11 protein-coding genes and 2 pseudogenes are annotated in these 12,375 nt (G+C 65.2%); 9 read left to right on the top strand and 4 right to left on the bottom strand.

Annotated elements, in window-relative coordinates; genetic code table 11:
* The first annotated feature begins 180 nt into the window (after positions 1-180).
* From E0497_RS19955 to E0497_RS19920, 8 genes are all read left to right on the top strand, one after another.
* Positions 181-819: an MspA family porin gene (locus E0497_RS19955; RefSeq protein ID WP_241665994.1), complete on the top strand. Its 639-nt coding sequence runs from the start codon at positions 181-183 to the stop codon at positions 817-819.
* Between the two features lie 107 nt (positions 820-926).
* Positions 927-1,640 carry a hypothetical protein gene (locus E0497_RS19950; protein WP_137726541.1) on the top strand — a complete coding sequence of 238 codons (714 nt, stop codon included), beginning with the start codon at positions 927-929 and terminating at the stop codon, positions 1,638-1,640.
* Between the two features lie 67 nt (positions 1,641-1,707).
* Entirely contained in the window at positions 1,708-2,136 is a 429-nt protein-coding gene (locus E0497_RS19945; protein WP_137726540.1) for a hypothetical protein, read from the top strand.
* 92 nt (positions 2,137-2,228) lie between these two features.
* Positions 2,229-4,607 (top strand): DNA/RNA non-specific endonuclease, encoded by a 2,379-nt coding sequence (locus E0497_RS19940; RefSeq protein ID WP_137726539.1) that lies wholly within the window; start codon positions 2,229-2,231, stop codon positions 4,605-4,607.
* A 14-nt stretch (positions 4,608-4,621) separates the two neighbouring features.
* Complete coding sequence (locus tag E0497_RS19935; RefSeq protein ID WP_137726538.1) at positions 4,622-5,050, top strand: hypothetical protein; 429 nt, start codon at positions 4,622-4,624, stop codon at positions 5,048-5,050.
* Positions 5,051-5,233: 183 nt separating this feature from the next.
* On the top strand, positions 5,234-6,136 hold the full coding sequence (locus tag E0497_RS19930) for a hypothetical protein (protein WP_137726537.1): 903 nt from the start codon (positions 5,234-5,236) through the stop codon (positions 6,134-6,136).
* A 415-nt stretch (positions 6,137-6,551) separates the two neighbouring features.
* Entirely contained in the window at positions 6,552-7,112 is a 561-nt protein-coding gene (locus E0497_RS21135) for a transposase family protein (RefSeq protein WP_421958367.1), read from the top strand.
* A 294-nt stretch (positions 7,113-7,406) separates the two neighbouring features.
* Positions 7,407-8,132, top strand: coding sequence for an IS110 family transposase (locus E0497_RS19920; RefSeq protein ID WP_206663664.1), 726 nt, complete (start codon positions 7,407-7,409; stop codon positions 8,130-8,132).
* 14 nt (positions 8,133-8,146) lie between these two features.
* Here the strand turns inward: E0497_RS19920 and E0497_RS19915 are convergent.
* Positions 8,147-9,775: pseudogene (locus E0497_RS19915) on the bottom strand (IS1634 family transposase).
* Between the two features lie 119 nt (positions 9,776-9,894).
* On the opposite strand from E0497_RS19915, the pseudogene E0497_RS19910 reads away from it, so the two are divergent.
* Positions 9,895-10,287: pseudogene (locus E0497_RS19910) on the top strand (transposase); the annotation flags it as partial.
* Positions 10,288-10,322: 35 nt separating this feature from the next.
* Here E0497_RS19910 and E0497_RS19905 read toward each other — a convergent pair.
* The 3 genes from E0497_RS19905 to E0497_RS19895 all read right to left on the bottom strand — a co-directional run.
* The gene (locus E0497_RS19905) at positions 10,323-10,808 is read right to left on the bottom strand and encodes a hypothetical protein (RefSeq protein ID WP_137726535.1); all 486 of its coding nucleotides are present in this window, start codon (positions 10,806-10,808) and stop codon (positions 10,323-10,325) included.
* Positions 10,809-10,833: 25 nt separating this feature from the next.
* Positions 10,834-11,526 (bottom strand): hypothetical protein, encoded by a 693-nt coding sequence (locus tag E0497_RS19900; protein WP_137726534.1) that lies wholly within the window; start codon positions 11,524-11,526, stop codon positions 10,834-10,836.
* Between the two features lie 150 nt (positions 11,527-11,676).
* On the bottom strand, positions 11,677-12,375 hold a 699-nt coding region (locus E0497_RS19895), incomplete at its 5' end, for an ISAs1 family transposase (protein WP_137726533.1).

Below are 12,375 nucleotides of genomic sequence, written 5' to 3'. Positions count from 1 at the left end.
CTTCCCGACGGTATCGGAAAGACGGGGACGATCACGGTCCACAGGTCGTCGGAGATCTCATCGGCACGCAACACTCAGTGAGTGTCGCGTATCCGGCCGCGAGCATTTACCAGACACGCCCTAGACGGTCGGTAAGGTCCGACTGCGGGGTTGCGCGTGTGGTCGCGGTGGGGAGTTTCTGTGGTGTCGTGGTGGAAGAAGTCTGTCGTCGTCGCGGCGGTCGCGGGCGGGTGCGTGGTTGCGGGTTCGGGTGCGTCGGTCGCGGATCCGGTTGTGTTGGAGTCGAAGTCGGATTCGAAGATCACCGATGACGGATGGGTGTTGGGGGTGTCGGCGACGGAGTTGTCGGCGAATCCGGTGCCGAATCTGGCGTTGTCGCGGTTCACGCGGGAAGGGTTCTTCTCGTCGAAGACGACGGGCACGATCACCGGCACGGGCACGGCCCCGGTGCGGACCGGCTATATCGAGCAGGGTCTGCAGGTCGGCTGTCAGGTCGATGTGTCCTCGGGGGCGACGCTCGGGTTGGCGATGACGCTGGGGCCGAGTCTGGGGATCTCGTTGACCGGCCCGAACGCCGGGTTGAGCGCGAACGTCGGCCCGTCGATCTCAGCGCAGGTCAAACCGGGCACGATCACCACCATCCCGCTCGGGAGCAAGGATCTCGAGGGTGCGCGGGCGTCGGTGTCGACCTCGAACATGCACATCAAGATCGACGGCTGTTTCGGTGCGGTGTCGATCCGCTCCTACTCGATGATCGCGGCCTCGACCGCCACCTCCGACGACAGCCTGTACGTGTACTCCGAACCGACCTGGCTGTAGGCATCAGTCGACGGGGAGGATCGACGATGACGCATGCCGTGACACGTGCATGTCGCGCCGGTGGGACGTCGGATTCCGTTCGAGTGGAGAAGAGTTCGATGCCGATCGTGTCGGTCAGGAGCAGCGGCTCCGGGATGGCGCGTGCGGCGGTCGTGCTGGCAGCCGCCCTGTTGGTGTCGGGGTGTGCGGGTGGCGCCGAGACCGCGGACGCGGACGAGGCCAGGGATCTGCAGGCGCTGACCTTGGCGGAGTCCGATCTACCGGCGGGCTCGCAGTATTACCGGGTCCCCGACCCGACGGCCTATGGGCAGCAGCTCATCGATGCGATCACGAACACCACGTTCGATCCGGCCGAGTGCAAACGGCCCCGCGAGGAGCAGGCGCGGATCGAGAGCACTGCCGTGCAGGCAGCGGTGCACGCCCAGACCCCGACCGGGACCCTCTACGTCGCCGCTGTCACCGACGGGGAGGGTGAGACCCCGGACCTGGTCGATCGCATGGTCTTCGGTCCGTGCGCGATCGTGACGACCGAACGGACAGTCGACGGTGTGGTGGTGGACTCGACGGTGACAGAGACGACCCACGCCGATGCACCACCGGGTCTGAACGTGGACGAGGTGGTCGTCTACCGGCAGCGCGTCGAGACCACGTCACGCCTGGCCGGTGATACCACCACGCCTACAACACTGTTCAGATCCGTGGGGTACGCATGGACCGGATCTCACCGGGTGATGGTCGAACAGACCTCCACAGAAGCGCCCGACCGAACGCGTGAGGAATTCGACGCGCTCTTGCGGGCTGCGGTCGCCAAGACCCGCTGACCCCGCCCACACACTGCCGAACAGACGGGACGGCCGGCCGATCACACGGCCGCACCCGGAGCCATCGATGACCGTCGCCGCAGTCGACGACAACCTCGGCATGCGCGCAGCGCCGCCGGCGTACGACATCAACCGAACATCAGGGGAAAACGTGACGATGACCCAGACGACGACACACGCACACACCGACGGGACACACGCCGCCGACAACCGCATGCGCACAGCCACCCCACCTCACGACGAGGACCCGACGACCGGCACCGGCGGCCGCGTCCTGGCGCGGGCCGGGTTGTCCCTGCTCACCGGTCTCGGCCTGCTCGTGCTGGTGTTCGCGAACCTCGACCGGATCACCGGTTGGGCCGACACCCACGGCCCGGTCGGGGTGTATCTCGGGTTCTTCCTGGTGATGTCACTCGCCGGCCGCCTGTTCTGGTGGGGCGCCGACACCCTCGTCAAGGCCGCGGTGTCCGGTCCGGCGACGGCCCCGCAGCGGTGACCGGCCGGCCACGCCTGGCACGGTGGGCAGCGGGGGCTGCCGCGGCCGGACTGACCGCACTCGCTGTGAGTGTGGGTGCCCCACCTGCCGCGGTGGCAACACCCGAGGAGGACTGCCAAGCCGTCCGGGACCGCGACCACCAGATCTGGCTGCAGCTGATCGCGAATCTTCCTCCCGGGGCGCCGATCCCACCCGAGCCGATCAACCCGTGCATCCCCCAACCCCAACACACCACCACGGCGGCACCGGCACCCCTGCCCGGTCTGCCCGGCAACGATCCGGGGCAGTCCGGGTCGGGACCACAGGTCGGGGTCAACGCCCCCACCCGCATGCCCACCTACAACGGCACCGACATCGTCCCCGTCCCCGGACTCCCCGCACCCACCATCCCCGGTGGAGACCAGCCCGCCCGCGTCGAGGGCGGTCGGGTGACGGTCCCGACCACCGACGTGCCCTCGCCCACCGTGACACCGGCCCCGACCGCGGAACCGGCCACCGTGCCCACACCCGTTGCACCGGACCCGGAACCGGAATCCGAGCTTGCGCCCGGACCGTCGGGGACACCGGAGATCGTCGACACCGACGAACCCGCCGGCACCCCCCACACCCTGCTCCTACTACTGACCGGACTCGCCGGCACCGTCGCCGGCGCCACCCGCTTCGGACGCCGCCCCCGCACACCGGAATCGGTGCTGGCACAGGCCGTCGGCGTGGCCGCGGCCCCGATCATGCGGTACACACCCGGACAGACCTCACGGCTGGTGGTCCCGGAAGAGTTCGGCCTACGGACCCTGTTCCTCGTCCACGACGAATCCTCGCTCCACGAGGCCGTCATCGAGACCCCACCGGTGCCCGACGGCGGCACCATCGACGTCAACATCGACGGCACGGCATCGATCCTCGACGCCGACGGCACCGAGGTCTCCCGCATGGCCGCCCCGTGGGCCTACGACACCACCGGGCGGGCAGTCCCGACCCGCTACGTCGTCCGGGGCGGTCACCTGGTCCAGCAGGTCTACGCCGACGCCGACACCTCCTATCCGATCCTCGCCGACCCAGAGGACGAGCAGCGCAAGAAACCCCGAAACGCGAACAAACAGACCAACAGTGGCTGGCCCACCGGACAGGACGTGGGCGCCCCAAGACCACAGGCAACACTGCCAGGCGCCTCAGCGGCAACCACCTGGCAGGACCTGATGCTTGAGGGACAGGATCCGAGCCCACAGCCATCAATCGCGGAAGCCGGAACTGGAAGCCCCGCGATGGATTCGGTCCTTGCCGACCAGCTCAGCGCACCTGTCACATCCGACTACGGTGATTCTGGAACGGTTACTGCATATCCCCGCTGGGACGCGGACGGGAAACAATCGACAGGGCCGGCGTTCATCGTCACCTCGCCCCCGGATGAGAACGGGGCCACTCAACAGACTGTCCACCCCTTCGAAGACTCGATCGAGCCAGAGGACCCGTGGTGGGACACTGAAGGTGGCGTCACCAGCGACCTTGGCAACGGCCAGTTCCAGACTGCATACGAGGACGGAACCGTTCTCGTCGCCTACGCGACCGGCAGGGTGATCGGCACCGAGAGCCGCCCCAACGGGGACTTGATCACTTACTACGATGACGGTTCTCGAGAAATCGTCATCGGCGAGACCCGAGAAATCGATGGATTCACTTTCCTTCCGGGTGACTCCATCGCCATTGACGACTCCGGACGGCAAATCCTCAAACCGAACCACGATGATGGTCGGCCCCGTTCCAGGGGCGAAGCAACCAAACAAGGGACGGAACTCGCGCTCGACGGACTCACGCATCTGCTGAATAGTTCGCGGATCGGGCGTCCGGGTGCAGCAGCGTTGCGGACAGCGGAGCGGGGCCTTGGAGAACTCCTCGACACGACGGGTGAACGGGATGTCGACACGCATGGCGCGTTCGACGGAAAGATCGATCAGAATAGGTTCGCAGGCAGACTGCCGGGCAGCGACACAGTTGAAGTTGATTCCGGCACTACCGGTAAATGGAACCGACTGTTGAACAAACCGCAGCCGAACACGAACTATGTGGTGGACGGTGGCGACTACACTTTCCAGACCGATGATCGTGGCCGCGTCGTCCATGCTGAAGGGAGGATCGACGATCTAGAAGGCGGTCCCCGCAACGGCTACCAGCAACGGGTCTCGGGAAGGAGTGATCGAAAACCGGGCGATGAAGGTGGACACATCTTTGGTACACAGTTCGGTGGCCCCGGTGAAGCAATCAATATCACCGCAATGAGAGACGTCCTCAACAGCCGCGGTGACCGCGACTACTATAAAATGGAAATGGAATGGCGTAACATTGTCGAGAGCGGTGGAGAGGTGCACGCGACCGTTGAGATCGAATACCCGGAGGGTAGCCGTCGCCCAGAAGCGTACCGGGTAACCTGGACTGACAACTCCGGAGAAGTGGAAACTCAAGAATTTTTGAACTAAATTAAGGAGGACGCGTGGATCTCATCCTTGACGCACAGAAGGCTATCGCGCAAAAGATTTACCGAAACGTTGTCGAGAAGTATAAAAAGGACTGCGTCGTCGATTATTATTCGGCGGGTACTGTTGCTTCACCCTCTGCAAGGGTCGTCGAAAATGATGGCAGCCTTTCAGCGAAGATCCCTGGCGGGGGAAAAGCGACACTCGAGTGGCACCGACTACGCAACCTCATGGCAGAACAAGGTGGTCGAGGGGCGTGGTTCTCGGCGACGGCCAGAGTAACCACCGACGGTCGGTACTCGTTCGACTTCGACTACGACACCGAGCCGAACTGGCGTATCCCGCCGGCCGACGAGACATACATTGCTGACCTGAAGAAGTTCCCCCGCCCGGCCGACCAGATCCCGACATGGCACCCCGGTCACCCGTCCCGGCGGCAGGGATGATCCAAGGACCCGGCGAAGTCGTGTAGATGGTGTGAAGTAGTTCGACAGGCCGGCGTGGGTCGCGGCCATGATGCTGCAGCGCGGCAGCAATGCCGGCGCTGCCTCCAGAGCCGTGGCAGGTCAGTGGATCGGCCATCAGGCCGGCGCAGCAGCACGAGAGGCAGCGAAGTGAGAGCAGTGTCGGTGAACAGGGCATCGAGTCGTGCGGTGCCGCAGTGGGCGTCGGCGTTCAACCGGCGCTCGATCGCAACCCGCTGGGGGACAGCACTCCTCGCCGGCCCGGTCGGGCTGTACTTCGTGATCAGCGGCACCTACTTCGGGGTCGGACTGATAATTGCCGGTGCGACGCCGGTGATCTGGTCGATGATCCACCATCGGGAGCTGAGCCGGCTGCTGCCCTGGGACCGTGACCCGGTCGTGGTCGACAGGACCGAGACGGTGATCCGGACCTCGGTCACCATCACACTCGTCATGCTCGGCATAGCAGCAGTGTTCGGCGGGACGGGATGGTTCATAGTCCAGCAGTTGCTCGCCAGACAGCCGGTGATGTTCGGGGAGATGGAGATGAACCGATTCCTCGCGATCCTCGTCGGCCCCGGCTCGGTGGCGATGGCGGTGGGAGTGGCCCTGGCGATCCCGATCGGGATCGCACGTGACCCGATCCGGCGGGCGGGCGGATTCCGACTGTCCACCACCGGGATGACCACCTACTTCGGGTGGCGGCACGCCTCGATCACCTGGGATGCGATCGAGGAGATCGCCCCCGTCCCGGAACAGACCGTGTCCGCGGGCCCGAGCTACAGCATCGACATCGTCTACCGCGTGGACCGGGGCGCCCGGCGGCGACAACGGAAACGGTTTCAGCTCGTCGGGCCCCTGATCCCGGTAGCCCCGGAAGTAATGCTCGCCGCCCTACGCGACTACGCCTTCGATCCCGAACTCCGCGCCGAGTTGGGAACACCGGCGTCGATCACCCGACTCACCACACCCACCCCACCTCCCGTCCCCGACAGTCCTCCCGAGCAGGTGCCCTGGATGACAACCCTGCCCCGCCAGACGAAGACAAACGACAAGGAACACCGATGACGCTGGTATCGGCAATCGCGTTGATCGGGATCGGGGTACTGCTCGGCACCACATCCATCGTGTCGGCCCGGTCCATGAGTTGGGGGATGTCGGTAGCGCTCTTTGCTGCCTGGTCGGGAAGCCTCACCGCAGGCGTGTCGCTCCTGGTTCCCTGCTCGGATGCACTACTACTCTGGACGGTCTGGCCCGTCATCCTGATCGTGGCGGTCACCGGCCCACGCGCACCACTTCGCCGACCGAACCAGCCCCGACAGACTCCCCTATCCTGAACCCCTGGCCCCTCAGGACAGGAACGGGCATGGGAGAAGATGAGGCTGCGGGCACGACTCGTTCCTGGTTGTGGGGTGTTGATGCCGAAGTAGAACGGACCCCCTAACGCCAAACTGGAATGGACCCCCTGGATCAGGCTAGGAGGGTGATTTCAGTGGATGTGTGGGCGGAGGTTCGGCGGTTGCATCGGTCGGAGCGTGTCACGATCAAGCAGATCGCGCGGGATCTCGGGATCGGTCGGAACACAGTCCGTCGGGCGTTGCGGGGTGAGGAACCTCCGGATCGGCATCGGGGTCCTCGGGGTTCGAAGGTGGATCCGTTCGTGCCGCAGATCAGGGCGTTGCTGGCGGAGCATCCGAAGATGCCGGCGTCGGTGACCGCAACACTGGCCGGCGCTCGCTCGTTCACGGCGATCGGCCAGTGGGCGGCCGACCAGGCGGCCGAGGTGTTGTCCGCGTTCGGGATCACCGGCGGTGTGCCGGAGGAGTCGACGCTGCGGAAGCTGTTCGCCCGCCTCGACGCAGACGCCCTCGATGCGGCGTTGGGTGCGTGGATGTGGACGAGATCGCTCGTCGTCGGCGGGCGGCGGGTGGTCGCGATCGTCGGGAAAACCGTGCGCGGTGCCCGTGATCATTCGGATGCGACGAGCACTGCTCCGCATCTGGTGGCGGCATTCGACCACGACGCCGCACTGGTTCTGACCTGAGGAAATGGGACTATTCACTATTGAGGTGTGGACCGGTAGGTCTGACTTCTTGAAGGACGTGACGGTCCCAGCCCCGCGGGGCGATGATGGTCTCGTGGAGCGGGTCTGACTCACGACTATTCTGACGCCGCCACCAGCGGCTGTCCTGTCCCGGATGTGTCGACCGGCCCGGCTCACGAACAGTGCAGCACGGGCGGGCCGTCATGTCCTGATAGGAGTCTGACCAGATCCCGATAGTGAACTGACTGACGCCGACCCGGGCTGCGCACCCCACCAGAAGAAGGGCGCAGTTCCATGGTGAACCACGATCAGTTCCCCGTCTACGGCGGCATCGACACCCACGCCGACACCCACCACGTCGCCGTCGTCGACGCCCACGGGCGTCCGTTAGGCGACGTGCAAATCGCCGCGACCCCCTCCGGCTACCGGGCCGCGGTCCGGTTCCTCCAGTCCTGGCCCGGCTTGGCCATCGTCGGCGTCGAGTGCACCGGATCTTACGGGGCCGCAGTCACACGAGAGATCACCGCCGCGGGCATAACAGTCCGAGAAGTCAACCGACCCAACAAGTTCGACCGCAGGAACAGGGGCAAGACTGACACCTTCGACGCCTACTCCGCCGCCGAGGCGGTGCTCTCCGGGCGGGCCACGGCCGCACCGAAGGGCGCGGACGGGCTGGTCGAGTCGCTGCGGGTGCTGCGCATCACCAGATCCTCCGCGGTGCGGGAGCGCACCGCCACGATCAACCAGATCAAGGCCATGATCATCGCCGGCCCCACCGAACTACGGACCCGCTACCAGGGCCTGAGCAACAGCAACCTCACAGCCGCACTCGCGGCCACTCGTCCGCCGCACACGCCCGTGACAGCGGAGGAGGCCACCCGGTACGCCCTACGCGTCCTGGCGCGGCGCTGGCAACTACTCACCGAGCAGATCCAGGACCTCACCGCTCATCTGGACCGACTGCTGGGCGAGCACGCGCCGGACTTGATGGCCGTCTTCGGTGCCGGCCCCGACACTTGAGTTGGCTCATTTCGTTAGTGCGTGAGTCCGGGCCCGGTGATCTTGTCGATGAGGTCGCGGGTGTCGGGGTCGATCTCGGGTGGGAAGGTGTGCCGGGTGCCGTTGATCGCGATGGTCGCCGAACGGAGAGGCCGGAGTCGTTTGACGACGTTGCCGATCGCCAGGCCGCTGCGGTGTTGGACCAGGTAGGACACCGCCAAAGCAGCGAACACGACCGTGAGGTGCGCTTCGATCGCGTCCCGGGTGCGGTGGAAGATCGGTCTGGCTCTCAGGTCGGTTTTCGACATGCTTCAGCGACTGCTCGACGTGCCAGAGGTCGTGATATTTGCCGATCACTTCCTCCGGGTCCATCAGGGTGGCGGGGATGTTGGTGACATACCCCTTCAACCCGACCAGTGACCGGGCCCGCTCGATCGATGCGGTGTCGAGGCTGCGTCCCTTCGCGGTGGTCTTGACGAATCGGGTCGATTTCGGGGCCTTGCCGCCGTCGACGACCTCCCGGGCCCGGGTCTCCTGGGCATTCAAGGTCTGGTTGTCGCGGACCGCACGCTTGCTGCGGTAGTGCCAGACCGCCCGCCACGACTTCGGATGCCCGACCGGATCCCAGACCGGTTCGGTCCGGTGACGGACGTTGTTGACGGTGCTCTTCGCGTGCCGTGGGGTGACGGTGTCGATGATCTGCCCGTCGACGAAAACATCGCCGTTCCAATGGAAATGGTTCGCCAGATCGATGGGCGCTTTGGTGACCCGGGAGCCGACGATGAACTTGAGCCCGGCGTCGTCGAGATCCTTCAGGTTGCCGGCGGAGAGCATCCCGGCGTCGGCGGCGACGACCATCTCCACGCCGGCGATGTCGTGCCGGTCCTGAAACTGCCGGACGATCGGGACGATGGTGTGGGTTTCGGCGTGGTTCCCCTCGAAACAGCCGATCTCGAGCGGGAACCCGGTCCGGTCGACCAACAAGCCGACCACGATCTGCGGGTCGACCCGGCGTTCCTTCGAGTAGCCGACCTTGCGGAGGTCATCTTCCTTCTCCGCCTCGAAATACAGGGTCGTCACGTCGTAGAGGACCAGCGACAGGCCGCCGGTCTCGGCGGCATGCTCGAAACATTTCGTGGCGATCCGGTCCCGGTAGTCACGGTCGATGATCCACCGCAGGTGCCGCTTGATGGTGGCGTAGCTCGCCGGGTTCTTCCCGAGGTCACGGATCACCCTGGCGGCGTCGAGTTTCGAGCCGGGCTCCACGATCCGGGCGATCACCAGATCCCGGAACACCTCGTCGCCGAGCACACCGAAACCGAGCTGCTCGTAGACGGTTTCGAGGACCTGCCGCAGCACCTCCGACCCCGTCGACGCGGTGCGACCCGGCGCATCGACGACCGGCCGGTCGTCGACGGCCGGCAACAACGACCCCTGCCCGTCGGCAACACACTCGCCGCCGGCGTGTGCGGGGTGACATCCAGGTCGAGGACCTGTTGATCGGGTTCGATCCACGAGCGGGCCCGCTCGAGGAGTATCCCGAGTTCGACATCGGTGTGCGCGGACCCGAGGTGCTTGACGATCTCCTGCCGGCCGCCCACATAGCGGGCGACCTGCACCGCTGTGGCCCCGGACTTCGTCCGGACCCGCCTGATGAACGTCACCCGACGAGGGTAGACCGGGCCCGTTAGTGCGTGAAACCGCCACCAGTGACACGAGATGCCCCAGGTCACGAGGCTGGAACAGCATTCCTCACCGAAAAGTGAGCCAAGTCAGGCTGGGCGAGCACGCGCCGGACTTGATGGCCGTCTTCGGTGCCGGCCCCGACACCATTGCCCAGTTACTGATCACCGCCGGCGACAACCCCGCCAGGCTGCACTCCGAGCCGGCATTCGCGGCGTTGACCGGTGTCTGCCCGGTCCCCGCATCCTCGGGGAAGACCAACCGGCACCGTCTCAACAGGGCCGGCGACCGGCAGACGAACTCGGCGCTCTACCGCATCGCCCTCGTCCGGATGCGATTCGACCAACCGACCCGCGAGTACGTCGAGCGCAGGACCGCCGAGGGCAGGACCAAGAAGGACATCATCCGCTGCCTCAAGCGATACATCGCCCGACAGATGTACCCGCTGATCCGGGCCACCCTCCAACCCCGACAACAGGCACTCGCGGCTTGACAAGCATCTATAGGAGTGTCCGGAGCCCTGCGGTGTCAGTCAGTCTTCTCCTCGTAGAACGCGTTGAGATCGAACTCGCGCAACTGGTACCGGTGTGGATCCACGGAACCGGTCCGACACCACTCGAAGAAGATCGTGGCAGCTTCGTCTGCGGTGAAGACTTCACCGGTATACACGTGCAATCTGTGCCGTCCCTCGTGGAACGGGATCTCGACGTCGGGCTCTCTGCCACGCGCACCCGGACGACCGACCACGTAGAGTCGGTAGGTGTCACCGACGAGGAGTCGGACCTCGACAGACATCGCATCGGCTGATCCCGCGGCCTGAACGTAGACCTCGTTCATCAGTGCCTTCTCCTCGACGGAGAGGTCTTCGAAGTAGCGACCCGCCGGGACCTTCGTCACCGTCAAGGTCGAACGCTTCAGCCCATCAAACCTGTTCAGAGGTTGCGTGAACTCATCAACCGAATCGATCCTGTACGAGATCGACTGGTGCCCGCTGGCGTAGTCGAACTTGAACATGCACATCTCCCATCGCGACGTTGCTCTATCCCCGGAGATCCCTGACCCTAGTGATCTCGATTGGCTTGCCGTTCAAGGTGGCTCGTGCCGGGTTTTCCGGCGAGACCAGCCCATCGAACTCACGCTGCTGAGCCTTCTTTGTTGCGGTTCTGCTTTTCACCTCGTAACCGGTATACGTGCCGTCCGGATTCTTCATCAGCCCGTCGTAGTAGCGGCCGTACTTGGTGCCCTCGACCTTTGCAAGGACCTGATCCCGTTCGATCGTGATGCCTCGCTCTGCTTCTTCCTGGTCGAGGGCGTCCTTCTCAGCGTCCTTCCCGCTCCGGCCGTCATTTCCATCCGCGTAGTGTCCGAGGACGTCACGACCGTCACCGCGGTCGAGTGCCATTCCGACGAGGAGAAGAGCACCAGCCCCAACTGCGAGTGCAGCCGCGGCGGGAAGACCGATGCCCGTTTCCGAAGTACCGACAGCTCCTATGGCAAGCACTCCGGCTGCACGCTTCAGAGAGTCACTGAGGGTTCCAACTTCTTGTGCGGTCCCTCCGTCCGCAGTGTCTTCCCCGATCACCTGTTCCCGAAACTCAGCAAGTTGACTGAGGGCTCCAAGGGCAGTTTCGGGCGGGATGTCGTCGGGTCCTTGTAGGGCGGTCGGTGGTGCGGGGTTGTCCGTCTCGGTCCCCAGTAGCGCGTTTCCCCAGTTGTCCGTGGTGAGGGGCACGTCTTGGTCCTGCTGCCCGGCGTCACGAATCGCGCCCTGTGTGGTGTCCGCGGGGATGTCGTCGGGACCGTGCAGTGCTGTCGGTGGTGCGGGGTTGTCCGTCTCGCAGGGCCCCGTAGTTGTTGATCGGCGAGGCTGTGACCTGTGGTTTCAGGATTCGAGGACCAGCCCGACAGCACGATGCGGGTTCGCAGCCAGTCGCCGGCAGGCCTGCGCGATGTTCGACTGCCCGACTCGGCGGTGAAGACTGATCACGACGTTGCGTAGGGTCGCCATCACCTGCGGACCGTGCCCGGCGCGTAGGGTCGCCATCACCTGCGGACCGTGCCCGGCGCGGATGGTCGAGCGGTCTTCGTCGAACGTCACATCACGCACCCAGTGCACGGAGTTCTCGATGGCCCAATGCCCCCGGATCCACGACGCCAGCAGTGTCGGTGGAGCCTGCTCACACGGCAGGGAACAGATCGCGTACACCACCTCGACACTCCAGGTGTCGGCGCCGATCGGGCGTCGCCGCCGGGTGACCTGCACGACCTGTCGTGCATACGGAAACGCCAACCCCCTGGTCACGGTGAGGATCTTGTAACTGCGTTGTTCCTCACGTCCGTGTCCGCGTTCGACCGGATCGGACCACACCACCGGCACCTGCTGCCATGGTTGCGTCTGCACTCGTCCGAGCAGACCCGGCTGGTTCGCCTTGACGATCATGACGTAGTCCGCCCGACACTCCTCACGCAGGCAGCGGGCGGTGGTCGTCTGGGTGTGCATGGCATCGACCGTGACGACGACACCGGGCAGATCGAGGCCACGCATCAACCGCCTGACCGCGGGAATCTCGTTGGACTTGTC

This window comes from Prescottella subtropica, from assembly GCF_005434945.1.
GTDB classification, from domain to species: domain Bacteria; phylum Actinomycetota; class Actinomycetes; order Mycobacteriales; family Mycobacteriaceae; genus Prescottella; species Prescottella subtropica.
This window is presented reverse-complemented; position numbering and strand designations above follow the sequence as displayed.

Coding starts and splice junctions, on each gene's coding strand:
- E0497_RS19945 (WP_137726540.1), top strand. CDS start 1,708: ATGACCGTCGCCGCAGTCGACGACAACCTCGGCATGCGCGCAGCGCCG.
- E0497_RS19920 (WP_206663664.1), top strand. CDS start 7,407: ATGGTGAACCACGATCAGTTCCCCGTCTACGGCGGCATCGACACCCAC.
- E0497_RS19905 (WP_137726535.1), bottom strand. CDS start 10,808: ATGTTCAAGTTCGACTACGCCAGCGGGCACCAGTCGATCTCGTACAGG.